Genomic DNA, 20,595 nt, shown 5'->3' with positions numbered 1-20,595 from the left:
CCTTCGACTATGCTCAGGCTGAACGGACCTGGGCATAAATTTCCGCCCCACCCCGGCGAAGGCCGGGGTCCAGTCGCGGCGCCTTGCGTTGGACAAGGCATCGCATGCCTTGGGCGGCGTGCATCTGGACCCCGGCCGTCGCCGGGGTAGTATGATAAGGGGAGAACCGGAATGACCACCGAACTGACCATCCTCGGTTGGTCGATCATCCTGTTGTTCGTCCACATCGCGCTGCAATCGCAGCTGGCGACTTTGGATCGGGGCATCGGCTGGAACGCGGGCCCGCGCGACGGCACGCCTGCGCCGCTCGGGCGCTATGCGGGGCGGGCCGAACGGGCGTCCGCCAATTTTCGTGAGACCTGGCCGATATTCATCGCACTGGCGCTAGGCTTGGCGGTTACGGGGCAGAGCGGCGGGATCGCGGCGACCGGCGCGTGGGTGTGGTTCCTCGCGCGGGTCGCCTATGTGCCGCTCTATATCTTCGGCGTCCGTTATGTGCGGTCGCTGGCCTATCTCGTGTCGATGGTCGGCCTGGTGATGATGCTTATGCGTTTCCTGTGACGGGAACGCCGTAAAGGTCGTGCTCGTCGGCATCCTCGATCTCGACCTTCACGATATCGCCGACCGCCAGATGCCCGGCGTCGCGCAGGAAGACTTCGCCGTCGATCTCGGGCGCGTCGGCCTGGGACCGGCCGGTGGCGCCGCCTTCCTCGTCCACCGCGTCGATGATGACGGGCAGAGTGCGGCCGACCTTGGCGGCGAGCTTGGCGGCTGAGATGGCGGCGGTCTTTTCCATGATTCGCGCGTAACGCTCTTCCTTCACCGCCTCGGGGACGTGATCGGGCAGGGCATTGGCGGCGGCACCCTCGACCGGCTCGAAGCGGAAGGCGCCGACGCGGTCGAGCTGGGCTTCATCCAGCCAGTCGAGCAAATATTCGAAATCCTCCTCCGTCTCGCCGGGGAAGCCGACGACGAAGGTCGAGCGGATGGCGATGTCGGGGCAGATGTCGCGCCACTGGTGGATGCGCTGCAGCACCTTGGCGTCGTTGCCGGGGCGCTTCATCCGCTTGAGCACAGAGGGCGCGGCATGCTGGAACGGAATGTCCAGATAGGGCAGCACCAGGCCTTCCGCCATCAGCGGGATCACCTGATCCACATGCGGATAGGGATAGACATAGTGCAGCCGAACCCAGGGCGCGATCTTGCCCAGTTCGCGGGCGAGGTCGGTCATGTGCGGCACGACCTCCTGCCCCTTCCACATCCGGGGTTGCTTGCGGATGTCGATGCCGTAGGCCGAGGTGTCCTGGCTGATGACCAGCAGCTCGCGTGTGCCCGCCGCGACCAGCTTTTCCGCCTCGCGCAGGATCGCGTCGGGGCGGCGGCTGACCAGATCGCCGCGCAAGCTGGGGATGATGCAGAAGCTGCACCGGTGGTTGCAGCCCTCCGAAATCTTCAGATAGCTGTAATGACGCGGGGTCAGCTTCAGGCCCGCATCGGGAATCAGGTCGATATAGGGAGACAGGTTCGCCGGCGCGGCGGCGTGCACGGCCTCGACCACCTGTTCATATTCATGCGCGCCGGTGATCGCGAGCACGTCCGGGAAGCGGGTGCGGATCGCCTCGGCTTCCTTGCCCATGCAGCCGGTCACGATGACGCGGCCGTTCTCCTTGATCGCCTCGCCGATCGCCTCCAGGCTCTCCTCCTTGGCGGAGTCGAGAAAGCCGCAGGTGTTGACCAGCACGACATCGGCCCCGGCATAGTCGGGCGACATCTGATAGCCGTCGGCGCGCAGCTGGGTCAGGATGCGTTCGCTGTCGACCAGATTCTTGGGACAGCCGAGCGAGACCATGCCGACACGCGGCGGAGTAGGGAGTTTGGTTGCCATGGGATACGCGCGCACATAGGCCAAAACGCGACGCTTTTCCAGATGGTGCGCGAAGTCCGGTCGACAGGCGCGCGCGATCCCGGCATGGATGGGCGTGGAAGCGAGAGGATAGGGCGCGATGCTGGCGATCGGATTGATGTCGGGAACGTCGCTGGACGGCGTGGACGCGGCGCTGATCGAAACCGATGGCGAGGCGCTGGTCCGGCCCATCGCCTTTCGTACCGAAGCCTATTCCGACACCGCCCGCGCCGAACTGGCCGAGGCGACCGCACTCGCCCTGACCTTCGACCGGCCGCGTGCCAGTCCGCCCATCGTCGCGGCGGGCGACCTGATCGTGCGCACCCATGCGATGGTCGTGCAGAAGCTGCTCCGCGACGCGGGTGTCGAGGCGGCGGCGGTCGACGTGATCGGTTTTCACGGCCAGACGGTCGCGCATCGCCCCGATCGCGGCTGGACCTGGCAGATCGGTGACGGGCAGGCGCTGGCGGAGGCGACCGCGATCGTCACCGTGTCCGATTTCCGCTCCGCCGATGTTGCGGCGGGGGGGCAGGGCGCGCCCTTGATCCCCGTCTATCACGCCGCACTCGCCGCCGATCTGGAGAAGCCGGTCGCGATCCTGAACCTCGGCGGTGTCGCCAACATCACCTTTATCGGGACGGACGGCGCGCTGGTCGCCTTCGATACCGGTCCGGCGAACGGCCTGATCGACAGCTGGATGGAGGCCGAAACCGGCCAGCGTTATGATGCGAACGGCCAGATGGCGGCGAGCGGGCGAGTGGAGCCGACGGTCCTCGACACGATGATGGACAATGGCTGGTTCGACCTGGCGCCGCCCAAGTCGCTCGACCGCAACGACTTCACCATCCAGCCCGCGCGGGGCCTGTCGGCGGCGGACGGGGCGGCCACATTGACGGCCTTCACCGCGCAGACCGTCGCCCGCGCGCTCGATCATCTACCCGAGCGGCCCCGGCAATTGCTGGTCGCGGGGGGCGGGCGGCACAATGCCACCATGCTGACGATGATCGCAGCCGCGACGGGCCTGACGCCCGAGCCGACCGATGCGCTGGGTTGGGACGGCGACGCGCTGGAGGCGCAAGGCTTCGCCTATATGGCGGTCCGGCGGCTGGGGGAGCGTGCGATCAGCTTTCCGGGGACGACCGGCGTGCCGGAGGCGATGACCGGCGGTGTGGTCCATCGGCCCTTGGCGGGGTAACGGCTTACGCCTGTCAGTGGCGTTGGCGCGTAGGCCGCATTTCCTAAGGCACTCCACCCCGGCGTAGGCCGAGGTCCAGTTGCCAGTCGATCGGTTATTTACCAGTGCTTACCCGACTGGATCCCGGCCTTCGCCGGGATGGATTTGATAAGAGCTGGACTAACGGCGCTTCGCTTTCGTGCGTACCATCGCCGGAACGGGGCAGCCGTCTACCTCGCGCAGCACCATGAACTGCGGCTCGGCATCAGGCATTTCATTCAGCTTGCGAAGACCGACCGCCGGTGCGGATTGGTTCACCCGCGTTTCCTTTGGCGCGCAGCGTTCGGGCAATTGGCCGATGCTGGGCATGGTCGAGGGCGGCGTTCCCGGGGCGGCGGACAATATCAACAGAGTGAACAGCACCATCGATCGTCTCCCGTGACAGGAGGATAGCCTACACCCTCAGCCCCGAACCTGGCAATCAGCGTGCCACATAGGCGTCGATCAGCGCGCCGACATAATCGGGCTTTTCGCTGGTTAGGCCGGGCGCGGCATGGCCCTTGCCATAGATGAAGCCGTAAATGGGGTAGGTCGAGCTACCCAGACCTTCGGAGTCGCGGAACCAGACCTTCACTTCGCTCCAGTCGTTGCCCGGCGAAACGTCGAACAGCGTCACATCCTGCTCGGCATGGCCGCGCTGGCCGTTCTGGATCGACCAGTTGGCGTGGGTCAGCATCAGCACCCGGTCCTCGACCACGCGGCTGACCACCGCGACATGGCCCAGCGGCAGGCGGCTGGTCTTCTCGAACACGACGACCGCGCCGACGCGGGGAGTGCGGCCGCGGGGATATTTGCCCTCCGCCTTGGACCACCAGGTCCAGGCGTCGCCATAGATCGCGATGCCCGAGGCCTGGCGCGCGAAGGGGACGCATTGCCCGACATAGTCGAGCAGCGAGTGTGCGTCGGCCGCCGGAATGACCGTCAGTGCGCAGAGCGATACGATTGCCTTGGACACCATGCCTCTCATGCCGATCAAGCTATCGGATTTGCGTGAATACCCAACTGTTCAAGATGGTTAACATGCCGCTAGGGAGATCGACGGAGGCGGGGACGCGACCAGTCGAAGCCTCCATGGACTGCATCAGCCGCGCCGCGCGCTTGCCCGCGCCTCCAGCAGGTCCCACAGGCCGCGATGCTGGACGAGCAGCTGCGTCGCGCCGAACCCGCGCGCGCGCGCCAGGCCGATGCCCGATTCGTCATCCTCCACGTCACACAGCGGCTCGGGCATCTGGCCGGGCGCGGGCGACAGGCCGAAGCGCCGCGCCGCCTGGTCGAGTACCTGCCGGATCGAGCGCCAGTCGAGGATCAGCGCCGAAACGGCGCCGGTCGCGCAGCCCCGCCGATCCGAATTGGCGAGCATTTCCAGCGTATGGCGAAGCTGGGTCAGCGCGGCATCGGTCTGGGCCTGGCCGGGGGTAGAGGGCAGCGGACCCGCCGCCGAGGTCAGATTGGCGAGAAAGGCGCGTTCAAGGGCAAAGGCGTTGGAGGACTGGATCAGCCAGGGCAGGGTTTCGATCTGGATGCCGCGCGCCATGGCGTAATCGATCATGCAGGGATGATTGCCATGGACCGCACAAACCGCATGAACCGCATCGGTCAGGTCATGCAGCAGAACCTGCGGCATCAGCAACGCTTGCACGTGCGGATGCCCGGCGCTGCCCCATCGCGCCAGGATCGCACGGATGTCGCCGCGCCGATCGTTCTGAAATTCCAAAGCGGTACTCGTCGCCATGTCCGTTCCGATAATGGGCCGGGCGCAGGCGACAGAACCGTCATTCGACCGTCGCACCCGAACAACGGCCCTAACGGAAATTCGTTAATGCCGAGTTTACGAAATCTGGAACGCTTTCGTTATGAGTTGCGCCGCTGATTCATTTCAGGAAAACAGGCGTCGCTGTGCCCTGTGCCGGATCGCGCTTGCGGGATGGCAGCGCCCCCGCGATAACGCGCGCCATGGCCGGGCGGGAACCCGGCAATGACAAGGTTCGGAGTGGTATGAATGCGCAAATGGGTGCTGGGTCTGGCGCTGGCGTCGGTCGGGGCGTCGATCGCCATGGGTTCGGGGGCCTCGGCCATGTCGGCTGATGCGCCGACCGCGCAGGGGACCGAACAGGGCACGCTGACCCTGAAGCGTGTCTTCGGCAGCCCCGACCTGTCGGGATCGCAGCCGCGCGGCCTGCGCCTGTCGCCCGACGGCACGCTGCTGACGTCGCTGCGCCCGCGCGCCGACGAGCGCGAGCGGCTGGACCTCTGGGCTCGCGACACCCGCACCGGCGAGGAGCGGATGCTGGTCGACTCCAAGAAGGTCGGCTCGGGCGCGGAACTGTCCGAGGCCGAGAAGATGCAGCGCGAACGCGCACGCATCGGCGGGTCGAAAGGCATCGTTGCCTATGACTGGGCGCCCGACGGCAAGTCGATCCTGGTGCCGCTGGACGGCGACCTCTATCTGGCCGGTCTCGACGGCACGGTCCGCCGCCTGACCAACACGCCGGGCGGCGAGCTGAATCCGATCGTCAGCCCCAAGGGTGGCTATGTCAGCTTCGTGCGCGACCAGAATTTGTGGGCCATGCCTTTGGGTGGTGGCGAGGCACGGCCGCTGACGAAGGACGGCGGCGGCACCGTCCATTTCGGCGAGGCCGAATTCGTCGCGCAGGAGGAAATGCACCGCTTCACCGGCTATTGGTGGAGCCCCGACGAACGCTATATCGCGGTCGAGCGTTTCGATGACGCGCCCGTGAAGGTCGCCGTCCGCGCGGCGATCGGCGCGGCGGGCACCAAGGTCTATGAACAGCGCTATCCGGCGGCAGGCACGCCCAACGCGCTGGTGGATCTCTACGTCATGAAGGCGGACGGGTCGGGCCGGGTGAAGGTCGATCTCGGCACCAATCCCGACATCTATCTGGCGCGCGTCGACTGGACGCCGGACGGCTCGGCGATGCTGGTTCAGCGCGAGAGTCGCGACCAGAAGACGCTCGACATGCTCCGCGTCGATCCCAAGACCGGCAAGTCGGCCGTCCTCTTCACCGAGCGTTCTGGCGATCGCAGCTGGCTGAACCTGTCCGACGCCTATCGCCCGATGAAGGACGGCAGCCTGATCTGGCGTTCGGAGCGCGACGGCTATGGCCATCTCTACCGCTTTGCAAACGGCCAGTGGACGCAGCTGACAAAGGGGCCGTGGGTCGTCACCAACCTTGTCGGCGTCGACGAAGCGAAGGGACGGCTATACTTCACCGGTCTGAAGGACGATGTGCTCGAACAGCATCTCTATGCGGTCGACATCGCCCAGCCGAACGTCATCACCCGCCTGACCGAGCGCGGCTATACCAACAGCGCCACGATGGACTCGTCCGCCAGCCGCTTCATCGTCTCGCGCTCCAGTCCGACCCAGCCGACCCAGGTCTATCTGGCCGACACAGCGGGCCAGCGGCTGAGCTGGATCAACGAGAATGCGATCCGGGCCGGGCATCCCTATGCACCCTATCTCGCCAGCCACCGCGAGACGAAGTTCGGCACGATCAAGGCCCATGACGGCACGACGCTCTATTGGGAGATGATCACGCCCAAGCTGGAGCCGGGCAAGCGCTACCCCGTCTTCTTCCAGCATTATGGCGGCCCCGGCACCGGCCAGCAGGTCACGCGCGGCTGGCAGGGGGCGCTGCCGCAATATCTGGTCGATCAGGGATGGATCTTCTTCCAGATCGACAATCGCGGCTCATATAATCGCGGCAAGGCGTTCGAGGATGCCATCTATCACGCGATGGGCACGGTCGAGGTCGCCGACCAGCTGGCGGGCGCCAACTATCTGAAGACGCTGCCCTTCGTCGATCCCGCGCGCATCGCGACCTATGGCTGGTCGTACGGCGGCTATATGTCGATCAAGATGCTGGAGAAGACGCCGGGGGTCTATGCCGCCGCCGTGTCGGGCGCGCCGGTCACCGACTGGCAGCTGTACGATACGCACTACACCGAGCGTTATCTGGGCGATCCGCGTACCGATCCGCAAAGCTATGCGACGTCGCAGGCGATTACCGATGCGGCCAAGATCCGCGATCCGCTGATGCTGATCCACGGCATGGCGGACGACAACGTCTTCCTCGACAACGCGACCGCGTTCGCCGCCGAGATGCAGAAGACCGACACCCCGTTCGAGATGATGCTCTACCCCGGCCAGACCCACCGTGTCGGTGGGCCGGGCGTGTCGGAGCATCTGTGGCACACGATCCTGAACTTCCTGGACCGGACGGTGAAGGACAAGCCGACGAAGTAAAGTGATCCTCCCCGGGACGGGGAGGGGGACCATGCGCAGCATGGAGGAGGGGGCGTACCGCGAGTGTTGACCCGTGTGGCGCTCCCCCTCCGTCAGCGCTGACGCGCTGCCACCTCCCCGTAACGGGGAGGATTTACGGACTGTACATGGCATTCCTGAAGACCTTCCACCTCTGGCCGTTCCTCGACACGCTGGTCAGCTATCTGACCGCGTTCGTGCTGGGCACCGTGATCGGCGCCGAACGGCAGTATCGCCAGCGTACGGCGGGCCTGCGCACCAACGCCCTGGTCGCGATCGGCGCGGCGGCGTTCGTCGATCTGGGGCAGCGGCTGGGCGGCGATGTCGAGTCGATCCGCATCATCGCCTATGTCGTCTCCGGCATCGGTTTCCTGGGTGCGGGCGTCATCATGAAGGAGGGGATGAATGTCCGCGGTCTGAACACCGCGGCGACCCTCTGGTGCTCGGCGGCGGTCGGGTCGATCGCGGGCAGCGACATGGTGGCCGAAGCGGTGCTGCTGACCGTCATGGTCCTGATCGCCAATACCGCGCTACGTCCGCTGGTCGATGCGATCAACCGAATCCCGGTCGAGGGACGCCATGTCGAGGCGACCTACTCGGTCAGCCTGACCACCAGTGCGGCGCAGGCCGGGCCGGTCGGCGACATGCTGGTCGAGCATCTGGAGCGCGCCGGGCTGCCGGTAGCCGAACTCGATATCGAGGAATTGGGCGAGGAGCAGGTAACCGTCGCCGCCACCCTGACCAGCACCATAGTCGAGGCGGGCGAGCTCGACCGGATCACCGACCATTTCCAGGCCGTCCATGGCATCGCGCACGCCACCTGGGCCGCCAGTACGCACGACTGAGCCCTTGAAGCGCATGGCTCCCCCGACGAGAATGCGGGGCGAACATTATGTGGGCGCTATGCGAAACCGGCCATTCGCTCTCGCATTGCTATGCGCGTCCCGATTAGCCGCCGACCAAATGAGGAGGCGGTATGGCGGTACGGGTTCGGACATGGCGGCACGGACTGGCGCTGCGATTGCTGGGCGTCGGGCTTTGCGTCCTTGCCTGGCGGGCGATCGCGTATCTGATGGCCATGGCGGGGCATGGCGGCCGTGCCGGGCTGGTGGGCTATGTACTGGCGACCGCAGCTTTCCTCTTCGCCAGCCTGGGTAGCGCGCTGGCGATCATGGGCGAGCATCTGTTTGACGAGGTGCAGGTCAGCGCCCGCTGGCGGCGGATATGACCGACACTATGCGGGCGCTATGCGATAGCGGGAAATCCATCTCGAAACCCTATGGGGCGACGCGTAGCTGATGCGGGCGGGCGATCGAACGCCCGATCGGCAGAGGTTTCCCGTATCCATGTGTACTGATTTCTTTATCGACCCCGACCGCCAAGCGCAGCTTATCTATGTCGGCCAGGACCATGCGGGTCACTGGCTGGTGCAGGATAGCGCAGGCCAGCTGGAAGGGCGCTTCATCTCGCGTGGCGCGGCCATGCGCTATGCGATCGAGGAGGCCGAAATCTATCATGCCAGCGTCGCAGTTGCGCAAGATGCGCTGACCCCGCTGGTGTCGTTCGACCCGGTGGCGGCCGACGCCCCCGTCCTGTCGCGTGTGGCGTGAGGGAGGCTCCGACCATGCAGATCGACAGCAAATATCGTCACGACCCCCGCTGGCCCGCGATCGAGGCGGCGCTGGGTTCGCTGCGCGAGCGGCATCGCCGTGCGGTGCGGATCGTCGACGCCGATTGCGGCGCGGGCGGCTTCCTGATCGCGGTTGCCGAACAGGCGCGGGCGATGGGCTTCACCGCGATCGAGGGACGCGGGCTCGGCGGTTCGCCCGCGATGATCGGCCGGGCGCGGGCTGCGGCCAGGCGTCATCGCCATGCCGCGATGGGTCTGGTGTTCGAGCGCGGCGACACGGCCGACGCGCTGGCCGAGGAGCGTGATTTTCCTGCCGATATTCTGGTCTGTCATCGGTGCGGCACACAGATGCGCGCCGCTGCGACCTGCGTGATTGGCGATCCGAGCGAGGAGATGGCGGCATGAGCGGGCGGGACATGGCGTGGCGGTCGCTGGGCGGCCTGACGACGATAGGCGCGGTGGTGGCGACGCTGAGCGGGCCGTCGGAGTCGCTGCTCGCGCTGTTCTGGTTCTTTGTGGCGCTGGGCGGGGTCGTGCTGATGCTGAATGGCAAGCACATGATCCAGGCGCTCCGGGCCGAACGTCGCGGGCATTATCATACCGCCGAGGCCATTCGTGCCGCGCGCATTCGCCGGGACCGTCGGTCATGAGCCGCGACACGGGCTTTGAACTGCGGGGCGGCGCGCTCCATGCGGAGGGCGTCGCGCTCGGCCGGATCGCGCAGGCGGTGGGCACGCCGACCTATGTCTACTCGGCAAGCGCCCTGCGCGCCGCCGCCCGGCGGTTCCGCAAAGCGCTGGCCCCGATCCCGCGCAAATCGCTCGCCTTCGCGGTCAAGGCCAATCCGTCGCTGGCCGTGCTGTCGGTCCTGCGCGATGAGGGGTTCGGCGCGGATATCGTGTCGGGCGGCGAACTGACTGCCGCGCTCGCAGCGGGCATGACGGCCGGGGATATCGTCTATTCGGGCGTCGGCAAGACCCCGGAGGAACTCGCCCAGGCGCTGCGGGCCGGCGTCGGCCACGTCAATCTGGAGGGCGAGCGCGAAGGGGAAGTACTGGCGGCGGCCGCCGTCCGGATGGGCGTCGAGGCCACCGCGATGCTGCGGGTCAATCCCGATGTCGATGCGGGGACCCATGCCAAGATCACCACCGGCACCAGAGACAGCAAGTTCGGCGTGGCCTTTGCGGATGCGATCGGCATCTTCGACCGGCTGTCGAAACGGCTAGGCCTGACATTGCGCGGCGTTGCGGTGCATATCGGCAGCCAGATTATGGATTTGGGGCCGCTGGAGTCCGCCTATCGCCGGATCGGCGAGTTGGTCGCGGCGCTGCGGGCGCGGGGACACGTGATCACCCATGTCGATCTGGGCGGCGGGCTTGGCGTCGACTACCACGACGGCCCGGACGGCGATGTCACCGCGTACGGTGCGATGGTGGCAAAGGTGACGCACGACTGGGACGTGACCCTGATGTTCGAGCCGGGGCGCTATATCGCCGCCCATGCCGGGGTGCTGCTGACCCGCGTGCTCTGGGTCAAGCCGGGCGAGGAATGCCCGTTCGTCGTCATCGATGCGGGCATGAACGATCTCGCCCGGCCCGCGCTCTACGACGCCTGGCATGAGTTCGCGGCGGTCGCCGCGAACGGTGCGACGATGCGCGCGCATGTCGTGGGCCCCGTCTGCGAAAGCAGCGACCGCTTCGCCACAGGCCGGTTGATCGACCGGGTGAAGGAAGGCGACCTGGCCGTCCTGCGCGATACCGGGGCCTATGGCGCCTCCATGGCGTCCTGCTACAACAGCCGGGCACTGGCGGCCGAAGTCATGGTCGAAGGCGATCGCTTTGCCGTCATCGCCCCGCGGATCGATGCGACGGCGATCCGGCCGCAGGTCGTACCCGACTGGCTGGACGGGCAGGCGTTCGACCATGCTGCCTGAGGCTTGGGCGGGGGTTCGTTAAACCCCCGCTTGCCCCGATGAAACGCGCACTTTTCGCAAAGTTGGTGGACGTGTCCACGCAATGACGCTACCGGCTCACGCTTCCGAGTGGAGGATATAATGGGTTATCGCGTGGTGGTCGCCGGGGCGACGGGCAATGTCGGCCGGGAAATGATCAACATTCTGGCGGAGCGGGAATTCCCGATCGACGAGCTGGCGGTCGTCGCCTCGTCGCGCAGCCAGGGCGACCAGATCGAATATGGTGAGACGGGCAAGATGCTCACCATCAAGAATATCGAGCATTTCGATCCCACCGGCTGGGACATGGCTTTGTTCGCCATCGGATCGGACGCGACCAAAATCTATGCGCCCAAATTCGCCGCCGCCGGTTGCGTCGTGATCGACAATTCGTCGCTCTACCGCATGGACCCGGACGTGCCGCTGATCGTGCCGGAGGTGAACCCCGACGCGATCGACGGCTACACCGCCAAGAACATCATCGCCAACCCCAATTGCTCGACCGCGCAGATGGTCGTGGCGCTCAAGCCGCTGCATGACAAGGCGACGATCAAGCGCGTCGTCGTCGCCACCTATCAGTCGGTGTCGGGCGCGGGCAAGGCGGGCATGGACGAGCTGTTCGAGCAGAGCCGCAACATCTTCGTCGGCGACCCCGCCGAGCCGAAGAAGTTCACCAAGCAGATCGCCTTCAACGTGATCCCGCACATCGACAGCTTCCTCGACGACGGCTCGACCAAGGAAGAGTGGAAGATGGTCGCCGAGACCAAGAAGATCCTCGACCCCAAGGTCAAGGTGACGGCGACCTGCGTGCGCGTGCCGGTCTTTGTCGGCCATTCCGAGGCACTGAACATCGAGTTCGAGGACGAGATTTCGGCGCAGGAAGCCCAGGACATCCTGCGCGAGGCGCCCGGCGTCATGCTGATCGACAAGCGCGAGGACGGTGGATACGTCACGCCCGTCGAGTGCGTCGGCGACTATGCGACCTTCATCAGCCGCGTGCGCGAGGACTCGACGGTCGATAACGGCCTGTCGCTGTGGTGCGTGTCGGACAATCTGCGGAAAGGTGCCGCACTGAACGCCGTGCAGATCGCCGAACTGCTCGGCCGCCGCCATCTGAAGAAGGGCGACTGAGCCTGAAATTCCTCCCCGGTAACGGGGAGGGGGACCGCCGCGAAGCGGTGGTGGAGGGGGGCGTCCACACGGGTGTCCTATGAGGAAGCCCCCCTCCGTCAGCGCTCACGCGCTGCCACCTCCCCGTACCGGGGAGGATCAAGGGTTTACCGCCCCATATACAATCCGGGCCGGTGCCAGGCGAACAGGATCAGGCTGATCGCGGCCGCGCTGATCGCCGACCACATCATCTGCACACCCGAAACCACCGGGATCGCCATCGCCAGGATGACGATATCGAGCGCGACCTGGGTCATGCCCATATTCCACCCGCGCTTGCGATAGAGCCAGATGGTGATGACGCCGGTGCCGCCGACCCCCGCCTGATGCCGGGCAAGCGACAAGATGCCCATGCCGATCACCGTGCCGCCGACCAGCGCGGCAAAGGCCGGGTGCACCCCGTCGACATGCACCGACACCCGCGTGATCGCCGAGGCGACGCCGATGCCGATATTGACCAGCACCGTCTTCACCGCGAACCGCGCGCCCATCACCTTGTGCGCGAACAGGAAGAAGGGGATGTTGACCAGCGTGAACAGTACGCCCGCAGGCAGCGGCAGCAGATAGGACAGCAGCAGCGCGACGCCCGCGATGCCGCCCGTCACCAGTCCCGCCGCCTTCAGGAACATCAGCCCGACGATCAGCAGCGTCACGCCGATGAAGATCGCATAGGCGTCTTCAAGCAGGCTGTGCGGACGCCCGATCGGGCTGGGCGGCAGGGTTTCGGCAGGGGAAGCAGTTGCTGCGGTCATCGAGGGTCCGGATCAAGGGTCCGGCATCCACTCCCGATTGGCCTGCTTCTTGGCGGCAGAGGATTGTCCCATATCGCAATCGTGGCGAAACGCCAATTGCCTGACTTAGCTCAGGAAGAGCCAGCCCAGTGCGATCATCACCACCAGCGCATAGAAGCCGCCCTTGGTCCGCAACAGATAGCTGGCCCCCAATACGCCCGTCGCAGCGAGTGCGCAGGCGGCCACCCGGTCGGCGGCGATCCATTCCAGGATGACGAACGCGCCGACCATGTTCGCTGCCGCGTTGACCGCGATCCAGATATAGGAGGGAAAGGCCCCGATCGACCCGATCAGCGGTATCTTGATCGTGGCGAAGCCGCGCATCGTGCCGGGAAACAGATCCGCCGCCAGATGAAAGCCCACGCCGAACCCCAGCCCCGCCGCGACCGGCCAGGTCCGCAGATCGAGCGTGGCGACGTAGAAGGGCAGCACGCTGTGCACCAGCGCGCTGCGATGCTGGAGCTGGAGCGGCGTGTCGAGATCGGGCAGCCGCGTCCCCGCCGCCGTCGCCGCCGCGACCGTGGCGATCAGCATCCACGGGCCCCCTCCACCGGCGAACGCCAGGATCACCGCCAGGAGAAGGAATAGGGATGCTGCCATGGGCGGCGGCTAACGGCTTGTACCCCTTTTGTCCATGCGTGCGACTCGCTCGGAATCACAAAAAAAACGCGGATTCCCGCCATTTTGTCGCGGACTGGTGAGAATGGGACTCATGGCGCCGTTTTGGCTTGTGCCGACGCGGTCAAGGTACAATTTTTTAAGGGTGGTCGGCAGGCCCGGCTCCGGCATAGTCGGCACCATGACCATGCAGGCCAAAGCGGGTATCGGCGCGCTGACCGACCGGGAAAAGCAGACGCTGCGCCTGATCGTTCGGGGGCATGACGCCAAGTCGATCGCGCGCGAACTGAACCTGTCGGTCCACACCATCAACGAACGGCTGCGCGACGCCCGCCGCAAGCTGGCCGTGTCGAGCAGTCGCGAGGCGGCGCGGATGCTGCTGGAGGTGGAGGGCGACGCATCGCTTCCGACCCCCGATTATGTGGGGGACAAGAGGATCGGGGAGGACCGGCCAGAGCCGATGAGGGATGAAAGCCCGACGCCGATCGTCGGCGTGGAGACCGGCATCCGCCGTCCCCGGATCATCATCGGAGCGATACTCATGACCCTCGCCCTCAGCCTGCTCGCCCTTGGCGGCCTGACCCATATGGCGTCCACGCCGCCCCAGACGGCTACGACGACAGCCACCGATCCGGCGGTGGTCGAAGCCGCCCAGCACTTCCTGCAACTGATCGACCAGGGGCGCTGGGCCGACAGCTACCGCCTGACCACGAGCAGCTTCCACAAGTTGAACACCGAGCAGGTCTGGGCCGCCACCTCGGAGAAGGTGCGGACCCCGCTGGGCAAGACGGTATCGCGGACCTTGCTCAGCCAGGACGATGTTCCCGCACCGCCTGCCGGCTATCGGATGGTGCGGTTCAATACGCGCTTCGGCAATTCGGCGGCGGTCGTCGAGACGGTCACGCTGGAGCGGGAGAATGGCGAGTGGCGGGTTGCCGGTATCTATGTTGGCTAGGGCCATTCCATTCCTCCCCTGGAAGGGGAGGTGACAGGCCGAAAGGCCTGACGGAGGGGTATGCCGCCATCGAGAGGGCGATACTCCTCCACCAGCCCCGCTGGTTCCCCTTCGCCTATACGCGAGGAATGCGCGCGGAACCGCTGAACGTCGACGCTGCCTATGGCGCAATGGCGGCAAGAAAGGTCCACATCCCGGCCGATCCGTATTAGGAGGTTCGCGTACAGCTTAACCGCCGGAGACCGAACCCTTGGCCGACACCGCCCCCGAAACCCGCTTCTTCGACAGCTTCGACGGCACCCCGATCGCGTGGCGTGAAATGGGGGAGGGGCGGCCCGTGGTGCTGATCCACGGCTATTTCTCCGACGCCTATACCAACTGGATCCGCTACGGCCACGCCGCCGCCATCGCGGCCAAGGGCTACCGGGTCATCATGCCCGACCTGCGCGCGCATGGGGAGAGCGGCAAGCCGCATGACCCCGCCGCCTATCCGAAGGACGCGCTGACCCGCGACGGCCATGCGCTGGTCGAGCATCTGGGGCTGACCGATTACGATCTCGGCGGCTATTCGCTAGGCGCGCGGACGGTCAGCCGGATGCTTGCGACCGGGGCGGAGCCCGGCAAGGCGATCTTTGCGGGCATGGGGCTGGAGGGGCTGCTCCACACCGACCGCCGGGTCGCGCATTTCACCAATATCCTGACCCGGCTGGGCGAGCATAAGCGCGGCACCCCCGAATGGATGGCCGAGGCCTTCCTAAAGACCACCGGCGGCGATCCGGTGGCGCTGCTCCATATCCTCCAGACCTTTGCGGACACGCCGCTCTCCGCGATCGAGGGCTTCGACCTGCCGACCTTGGTCGTGGCGGGCGTCGACGACTTCGACAATGGCGCCGCGGTCGAACTGGCCGAGGCCTTGCCGCGAGGGCGCTATGTCGAGATTCCGGGCAACCATATGGCCTCGGTCACCAAGCCCGAGCTGGGCGCGGCGATCGTGCAGTTCCTCACCGCTTGACGGCGACGACCAAAGCCGCGCAACTGCGCGCCATCCGCCCCGTTTCGAGGGCGTTTCAGAATGTTAGGGGGATAGCATGATCCGTTCCGCCGTTTCCGGCGCCGTACTTGCCTTTGTGCTGGCCGGTGCCGCTCACGCCCAGACTGCGGCCCCCGCCGCGCCGGCAACGCAGCCGCCCGCGACCGTCGCCGGGGCGGATGCCTTCGTTGCCGAGGCCGAGAAGACGTTGGCCGAAAAATCTGTTGGTGCGCAGCAGGTCGCCTGGGTCAATGCGACTTATATCACCGACGACACCGATGCGCTGGCCGCCGCGTCGGGCGCGGAGATGACCGATCTCGCCGTCCGCTACGGCTTGGGGGCGGCGCGTTATCAGGCGCTGCCGGGCCTGTCCTATGACACCAAGCGCAAGCTGGACCTGTTGCGCGGTGGCATTACCTTGCCCGCGCCGACCACGCCGGGGGCCTCGGCACAGTTGTCGATGCTGACGACGCGCATGTCCTCCTCCTATGGCAAGGGCAAGGGCGTGCTGAACGGCCAGCCGATCAACGGATCGGACATCGAGGCCGCGATGGGCAGCGAGCGCGATCCGGCGAAACTGAAGGAAATGTGGGTCAGCTGGCACGACAATGTCGGCGCGCCGATGCGGGCCGATTACACCCAGATGACCGCGCTGGCCAACCAGGGCGCCAAGGAGCTGGGCTATGTCGATGCCGGGTCGCTGTGGCGCTCGGGCTATGACATGTCGCCCGAACAGTTCGCGCAGGTCACCGACCGGATCTGGGGCGAGCTGGAGCCGCTGTACAAGGCGCTCCACACTTATGTCCGCTGGAAGCTGAACGAGAAATATGGCGACACGGTGCAGGCCAAGACCGGCCCGATCCGTGCCGATCTGCTCGGCAATATGTGGGCGCAGGAATGGGGCAATATCTATGACCTCGTCGCGCCGAAGGGGGCGGGCGATGTCGGATATGACACCGGCGATCTGCTGAAGGCCAAGAGATATGACCCGATCAAGATGGTGAAGGCGGGCGAGGGCTTCTATTCCTCGCTCGGCTTCGCGCCGCTGCCGCAGACCTTCTGGCAGCGGTCGCAGATCGTCAAGCCCGCCGACCGCGAGGTTATCTGCCACGCCTCGGCCTGGGATGTCGACAATAAGGACGATATCCGGATCAAGATGTGCACGAAGGTCAATGCCGACGACTTCGTGACCATTCATCACGAGCTGGGGCATAATTATTACCAGCGCGCGTACAAGGATCAGCCGTTCCTCTACAAGAACGGCGCGAATGACGGTTTTCACGAAGCGATCGGGGACACCGTCGCGCTGTCGATCACGCCCGATTATCTGGTGAAGATCGGCCTGCTCGATCCGGCCCGCGTGCCCAGTGCGGACAAGGATATCGGCCTGCTGCTGCGTCAGGCGATGGACAAGGTGGCGTTCCTGCCCTTCGGCCTGCTGATCGACAAATGGCGCTGGGGCGTCTTCTCGGGCCAGATCCCGGCCGGGCAATATCAGGCGGGCTGGGATGCGCTGCGCCTGAAATATCAGGGCGTGGTGCCGCCGGTCGCGCGCGACGAGACGAAGTTCGATCCGGGTGCCAAATACCATATCCCGGCGGGCGTGCCCTATGCGCGCTATTTCCTGGCGCGGGTGCTTCAGTTCCAGTTCTACAAGGCGGCGTGCCAGCAGGCCGGGTGGAAGGGCCCGCTCCACCGCTGCTCCTTCTATGGCAACAAGGAGGTCGGCAAGAAGCTGAACGCGATGTTGGCCATGGGCCAGTCCAAGCCGTGGCCGGACGCGCTACAGGTGTTCACCGGCAGCCGCAAGATGTCGGGCAAGGCGCTGGTCGAGTATTTCGCCCCGCTGAAGACGTGGCTGGACCAGCAGAATAAGGGCAAGCCGCAGGGTTGGTGAGGCTGGGGGGTATGTTCCGCCGCTGGCGTTGCCTGCCCCACCACCACTCACTGTCGCGAGCGGTTCCCCTCCCCAAGCGCAGCTTGGGGAGGAATTGAGACGGCATTCCTCCAAATCCTCCCCATCTACGATGGGGAGGGGGACCGCCGCGAAGCGGTGGTGGAGGGGCGTTTATACCAGCGTCTGCTCAGGCCGAACGGCTGCTGGTATCAGTCCTTCTCGCCGTCCTTGTCTTTGCCCTTGTCGCGCTTGGGCGTGCTGCCCTTGAGCGACAGCAGCGCCGCCGTCAGTCCGGCCGCTGCTGCCAGACTGCCCAGGATCGAGGCCACGCCCCATTTGCCGCCGACCCGGTCTAGCCCGTGCTTGCCCAAGGCAGGCGCGGGGGCTGGTTTGATGGCAGCCGGTTTGCGCGGGGGTGCCTTGCGAGGCGCCGTGCGCTTGGTCGAACGGGGCTTGGGGGGCGCCTTGGGCTTGGGCACGGGCTTGGGGGCCTCGGCCACCGCATCCTCCGCGTCCTCCAAGGTGGCCGCGTCGACCGGTTCCTCCTCGACAGGGGCGGGCTTGGGCGCCGGACGCTTGCGCGGCGTGGGCGTGCCGGCTGCCTTGGGCGTGGCGCGGCGGCGGGGCGGGCGTGGCGTTTTCGGGTCCGTGGTATCGACCATGACGAAATCCCCCATTCAAACAAAGCAGCTTCGGTTCGTCACCGTAACGCTTCCACCCGCCCCCGGTTGCTTGTCAGCGGAAGGGCGGCTCGTTGAACGCGCGCAGCTTGCGGCTGTGCAGCTTGTTGCCTTCCCGACGCAGTTGTTCGCACGTCTCGATGCCGATCCGCATATGTTCGCTGATCGCGCGCTCGTAGAAACGGTTGGCCTGGCCCGGCAGCTTCAGCTCGCCATGCAGCGGCTTGTCCGACACGCAGAGCAGTGTCCCATAGGGGACGCGGAAGCGATAACCCTGCGCCGCGATCGTCGCCGACTCCATGTCGATCCCGACCGCGCGGCTGAGCGAGAAGCGCAACGCCGACTTGGAATAGCGCAGCTCCCAATTGCGGTCGTCGGTGGTGACGATCGTACCGGTACGCAGGCGACGCTTCAGCTCGTCACCCGATTGGCCCGAGACGATCTCGGCGGCCTTGGCGAGCGCGACCTGCACCTCGGCGATGGCGGGCACCGGGATTTCGGGCGGCAGCACATCGTCCAGCACATGGTCGTCGCGCAGATAGGCATGCGCCAGCACATAGTCGCCGATCCGCTGGCTGGGGCGGAGGCCACCGCAATGGCCGATCATCAGCCACGCCTCGGGCCGCATGACCGCTAGGTGGTCGCAGATCGTCTTGGCGTTGGACGGGCCGACGCCGATATTGACGAGCGTGATGCCGGTGCCGTCCTTGGCGACCAGATGATAGGCGGGCATCTGGTGCCGCCGCCACGCGCTGTCGGTGACGATCTTGTCGACATCCTCCGGCCATTCGATCACGACGCCGCCCGCGCCGGACAGGGCGGTAAAGCGTGAACCCTCGCCCAGCTGCGACGCACCCCAGCGAACGAATTCATCGACATAGCGGTGATAGTTGGTGAACAACACGAAGCGCTGGCAATGCTCGGGCGGGGTGCCGGTATAGTGGCGCAGGCGTGCGAGCGAGAAGTCGGTGCGCAACCCGTCGAACAGCGCCAGCGGCCGGTTGCCGTCGGCATTCATCCAAAGGCCGTCGGCGATCTCGTCACCGATATGCGCCAGCTCGGTCGCGGGGAAGAAGCGCGCCAACTCGGCCGCCGATACCGTGTCCAGGCTCAACGCATGGCCGGGGTCGAGGACATAAGGGAAGGGGATTTCCTGGCGACCGGGCACCGCCTCGACCGAGACGTCGTAATCCTCGATCAGCAGCGTCAGTTGCTCGACCAGATAATCCTTGAACAGCGCGGGCTTGGTGACGCTGATCCGATAGTCACCGGGCGACACCAGTCGGCCGAACGACCGCATCGGGGCAGGGCGCCCGCCCTCGCCGCGATAGATCAGACGGATTTCGGGATAGGCGAAACAACCATGCGCACGGTCTTCCAGCGTGGGCGCGGTGCCGTCACGGAGATAGAGGGTCAACGCCTCCTTCAGACGCGTGACGGAGGCGGTATAGAGGCGGTCGAGTTCTTCGACGATCTGGACAGCGTGAGTCATCGTCCAGAGCTAAGCCCTGTTTACCGGGCTGGCAAGCGGGTGCGCGCGACATCGGATCGCCCACACCCGCGCCATGGGGTCAGGCCCCCAGTGCCGAATTCTCGTCGTCACCGGGCGTGCGCAGCTTCGACGCGCCGAACGCCGCACCGGCGACGGCCGCCGCGACGCCCGCCGCGATTCCGGCGGCGGCATAGGGGTGTTCCTTCACCTTGTCGCCGGCCGCCTTGGCGGCGCCCTGCGCCTTTTCGGTGAAGCTCTTTGCCTGTGCCTGCTTTTCGGGTGGGACATAGGTGGTCATGGCAAGGCTCCTCTCATTGTGCCGATCCTTCGATGGGCAAAAAACGCCGGAGCCTCCAGCACTGTTCCACCCCCGATCCGACCGGCCGTGCGACCGACCGGATCAGCAGGGCCGATCAGAGGACCGAGAGGAGATGCTCGGCCGAGCTGACCTTGAACTCGCCCGGGGCCTCGACGAACAGCTGTTCGACCACGCCGTCGTTGACCAGCATCGTGTAGCGCTGGCTGCGCGTGCCCATGCCGAACTTCGACCCGTCCAGCGTCAGGCCGACCGCCTTGGCCAGATCGGCATTGCCGTCGGCCAGCATGGTGATCTCGCTGGCATTGTTGGTCTGGCGCCAGGCCTTCATGACGAACACGTCGTTGACCGAGGTGCAGGCGATCTCGTCTACGCCCTTGGCCTTGACGGCTTCTGCCTGGGCGATGAAGCCGGGCAGGTGCTGCGCCGAGCAGGTGGGGGTGAAGGCGCCGGGCACCGCGAACAGCGCGACGCGCTTGCCCGCAAAATAATCGGTGGTGTTGACCTGTTCGGGGCCTTCGGGCGTCACCTTGACCAGCGTGATGCTAGGCAGGCGGTCTCCGACCTTGATCGTCATCGTGCGGATCCTTCGCGGGGGATTTGCCACGGCACCATGCCGGGCCACGCGGCGTTCATGGCGCAG

General features: G+C 66.0%; 23 protein-coding genes. 13 read left to right on the top strand and 10 right to left on the bottom strand.

Going from position 1 to position 20,595, the window contains the following annotated elements:
* The first annotated feature begins 171 nt into the window (after positions 1 to 171).
* Complete coding sequence (locus tag ACWKSV_RS06600; RefSeq protein ID WP_076716650.1) at positions 172 to 561, top strand: MAPEG family protein; 390 nt, start codon at positions 172 to 174, stop codon at positions 559 to 561.
* Here ACWKSV_RS06600 and rimO read toward each other — a convergent pair.
* Positions 545 to 1,885: a 30S ribosomal protein S12 methylthiotransferase RimO gene (rimO, locus tag ACWKSV_RS06595; RefSeq protein ID WP_076718233.1), complete on the bottom strand. Its 1,341-nt coding sequence runs from the start codon at positions 1,883 to 1,885 to the stop codon at positions 545 to 547. The two genes, ACWKSV_RS06600 and rimO, sit on opposite strands and share 17 nt — an antisense overlap.
* A gap of 118 nt (positions 1,886 to 2,003) precedes the next feature.
* Between rimO and ACWKSV_RS06590 the strand changes: the two genes are divergently transcribed.
* A complete protein-coding gene (locus tag ACWKSV_RS06590) occupies positions 2,004 to 3,098 on the top strand; it encodes an anhydro-N-acetylmuramic acid kinase (protein WP_191864444.1) in 1,095 nt (364 codons plus the stop codon).
* A gap of 159 nt (positions 3,099 to 3,257) precedes the next feature.
* Here ACWKSV_RS06590 and ACWKSV_RS06585 read toward each other — a convergent pair whose 3' ends face one another.
* The 3 genes from ACWKSV_RS06585 to ACWKSV_RS06575 all read right to left on the bottom strand — a co-directional run bounded on the left by ACWKSV_RS06585 (position 3,258) and on the right by ACWKSV_RS06575 (position 4,869).
* Positions 3,258 to 3,503, bottom strand: a complete 246-nt coding sequence (locus ACWKSV_RS06585) for a hypothetical protein (protein ID WP_056438000.1) — start codon at positions 3,501 to 3,503, stop codon at positions 3,258 to 3,260.
* Positions 3,504 to 3,558: 55 nt separating this feature from the next.
* Positions 3,559 to 4,104 carry a CHAP domain-containing protein gene (locus ACWKSV_RS06580; RefSeq protein ID WP_082442313.1) on the bottom strand — a complete coding sequence of 182 codons (546 nt, stop codon included), beginning with the start codon at positions 4,102 to 4,104 and terminating at the stop codon, positions 3,559 to 3,561.
* A gap of 114 nt (positions 4,105 to 4,218) precedes the next feature.
* Positions 4,219 to 4,869, bottom strand: a complete 651-nt coding sequence (locus ACWKSV_RS06575) for a DUF6975 family protein (RefSeq protein ID WP_056437997.1) — start codon at positions 4,867 to 4,869, stop codon at positions 4,219 to 4,221.
* A 267-nt stretch (positions 4,870 to 5,136) separates the two neighbouring features.
* Here ACWKSV_RS06575 and ACWKSV_RS06570 point away from each other — a divergent pair, with 267 nt between their 5' ends.
* The 8 genes from ACWKSV_RS06570 (at position 5,137) to ACWKSV_RS06535 (ending at position 12,134) form a co-directional block, all read left to right on the top strand.
* Positions 5,137 to 7,404, top strand: a complete 2,268-nt coding sequence (locus ACWKSV_RS06570) for a S9 family peptidase (protein WP_156884297.1) — start codon at positions 5,137 to 5,139, stop codon at positions 7,402 to 7,404.
* A 146-nt stretch (positions 7,405 to 7,550) separates the two neighbouring features.
* Positions 7,551 to 8,267 carry an MgtC/SapB family protein gene (locus ACWKSV_RS06565; protein WP_076716647.1) on the top strand — a complete coding sequence of 239 codons (717 nt, stop codon included), beginning with the start codon at positions 7,551 to 7,553 and terminating at the stop codon, positions 8,265 to 8,267.
* Between the two features lie 131 nt (positions 8,268 to 8,398).
* Positions 8,399 to 8,650, top strand: a complete 252-nt coding sequence (locus ACWKSV_RS06560; protein ID WP_076716646.1) for a hypothetical protein — start codon at positions 8,399 to 8,401, stop codon at positions 8,648 to 8,650.
* Positions 8,651 to 8,768: 118 nt separating this feature from the next.
* Positions 8,769 to 9,032 (top strand): hypothetical protein, encoded by a 264-nt coding sequence (locus tag ACWKSV_RS06555; protein ID WP_076716644.1) that lies wholly within the window; start codon positions 8,769 to 8,771, stop codon positions 9,030 to 9,032.
* Positions 9,033 to 9,046: 14 nt separating this feature from the next.
* Positions 9,047 to 9,457, top strand: a complete 411-nt coding sequence (locus ACWKSV_RS06550) for a hypothetical protein (protein WP_076716643.1) — start codon at positions 9,047 to 9,049, stop codon at positions 9,455 to 9,457.
* Positions 9,454 to 9,702: a hypothetical protein gene (locus tag ACWKSV_RS06545; protein WP_076716641.1), complete on the top strand. Its 249-nt coding sequence runs from the start codon at positions 9,454 to 9,456 to the stop codon at positions 9,700 to 9,702. The genes ACWKSV_RS06550 and ACWKSV_RS06545 overlap by 4 nt, the downstream gene beginning before the upstream one ends.
* Positions 9,699 to 10,985 carry a diaminopimelate decarboxylase gene (gene lysA / locus ACWKSV_RS06540; RefSeq protein WP_076716639.1) on the top strand — a complete coding sequence of 429 codons (1,287 nt, stop codon included), beginning with the start codon at positions 9,699 to 9,701 and terminating at the stop codon, positions 10,983 to 10,985. Before ACWKSV_RS06545 ends, lysA begins: the two co-directional genes overlap by 4 nt.
* Positions 10,986 to 11,105: 120 nt before the next feature.
* Positions 11,106 to 12,134, top strand: coding sequence for an aspartate-semialdehyde dehydrogenase (locus tag ACWKSV_RS06535; RefSeq protein ID WP_056437978.1), 1,029 nt, complete (start codon positions 11,106 to 11,108; stop codon positions 12,132 to 12,134).
* A 146-nt stretch (positions 12,135 to 12,280) separates the two neighbouring features.
* Here ACWKSV_RS06535 and ACWKSV_RS06530 read toward each other — a convergent pair whose 3' ends face one another.
* The gene (locus ACWKSV_RS06530) at positions 12,281 to 12,925 is read right to left on the bottom strand and encodes a YitT family protein (RefSeq protein WP_056437974.1); all 645 of its coding nucleotides are present in this window, start codon (positions 12,923 to 12,925) and stop codon (positions 12,281 to 12,283) included.
* A gap of 105 nt (positions 12,926 to 13,030) precedes the next feature.
* The gene (locus ACWKSV_RS06525; RefSeq protein ID WP_156361285.1) at positions 13,031 to 13,564 is read right to left on the bottom strand and encodes a hypothetical protein; all 534 of its coding nucleotides are present in this window, start codon (positions 13,562 to 13,564) and stop codon (positions 13,031 to 13,033) included.
* 199 nt (positions 13,565 to 13,763) lie between these two features.
* On the opposite strand from ACWKSV_RS06525, the gene ACWKSV_RS06520 reads away from it, so the two are divergent.
* The 3 genes from ACWKSV_RS06520 to ACWKSV_RS06510 all read left to right on the top strand — a co-directional run bounded on the left by ACWKSV_RS06520 (position 13,764) and on the right by ACWKSV_RS06510 (position 17,464).
* Complete coding sequence (locus ACWKSV_RS06520; protein ID WP_191864526.1) at positions 13,764 to 14,537, top strand: DUF4019 domain-containing protein; 774 nt, start codon at positions 13,764 to 13,766, stop codon at positions 14,535 to 14,537.
* A 250-nt stretch (positions 14,538 to 14,787) separates the two neighbouring features.
* The gene (locus ACWKSV_RS06515; protein WP_076716638.1) at positions 14,788 to 15,549 is read left to right on the top strand and encodes an alpha/beta fold hydrolase; all 762 of its coding nucleotides are present in this window, start codon (positions 14,788 to 14,790) and stop codon (positions 15,547 to 15,549) included.
* A 76-nt stretch (positions 15,550 to 15,625) separates the two neighbouring features.
* The gene (locus ACWKSV_RS06510) at positions 15,626 to 17,464 is read left to right on the top strand and encodes a M2 family metallopeptidase (RefSeq protein WP_083706667.1); all 1,839 of its coding nucleotides are present in this window, start codon (positions 15,626 to 15,628) and stop codon (positions 17,462 to 17,464) included.
* Positions 17,465 to 17,673: 209 nt separating this feature from the next.
* Here ACWKSV_RS06510 and ACWKSV_RS06505 read toward each other — a convergent pair whose 3' ends face one another.
* From ACWKSV_RS06505 to ACWKSV_RS06490, 4 genes are all read right to left on the bottom strand, one after another.
* Positions 17,674 to 18,126, bottom strand: coding sequence for a hypothetical protein (locus tag ACWKSV_RS06505; RefSeq protein WP_076716636.1), 453 nt, complete (start codon positions 18,124 to 18,126; stop codon positions 17,674 to 17,676).
* Between the two features lie 73 nt (positions 18,127 to 18,199).
* Positions 18,200 to 19,636, bottom strand: a complete 1,437-nt coding sequence (locus ACWKSV_RS06500; RefSeq protein WP_076716634.1) for an AMP nucleosidase — start codon at positions 19,634 to 19,636, stop codon at positions 18,200 to 18,202.
* 79 nt (positions 19,637 to 19,715) lie between these two features.
* Positions 19,716 to 19,934 carry a hypothetical protein gene (locus ACWKSV_RS06495; RefSeq protein ID WP_056437961.1) on the bottom strand — a complete coding sequence of 73 codons (219 nt, stop codon included), beginning with the start codon at positions 19,932 to 19,934 and terminating at the stop codon, positions 19,716 to 19,718.
* Positions 19,935 to 20,049: 115 nt separating this feature from the next.
* Positions 20,050 to 20,529: a peroxiredoxin gene (locus tag ACWKSV_RS06490; RefSeq protein ID WP_076716632.1), complete on the bottom strand. Its 480-nt coding sequence runs from the start codon at positions 20,527 to 20,529 to the stop codon at positions 20,050 to 20,052.
* Between the last annotated feature and the right edge of the window lie 66 nt (positions 20,530 to 20,595).

It is taken from the genome of Sphingomonas sp. SphC10, from assembly GCF_057004845.1.
Note: the sequence above shows the minus strand (reverse complement) of the source record. Positions and strands in the feature narration are given on the sequence as shown.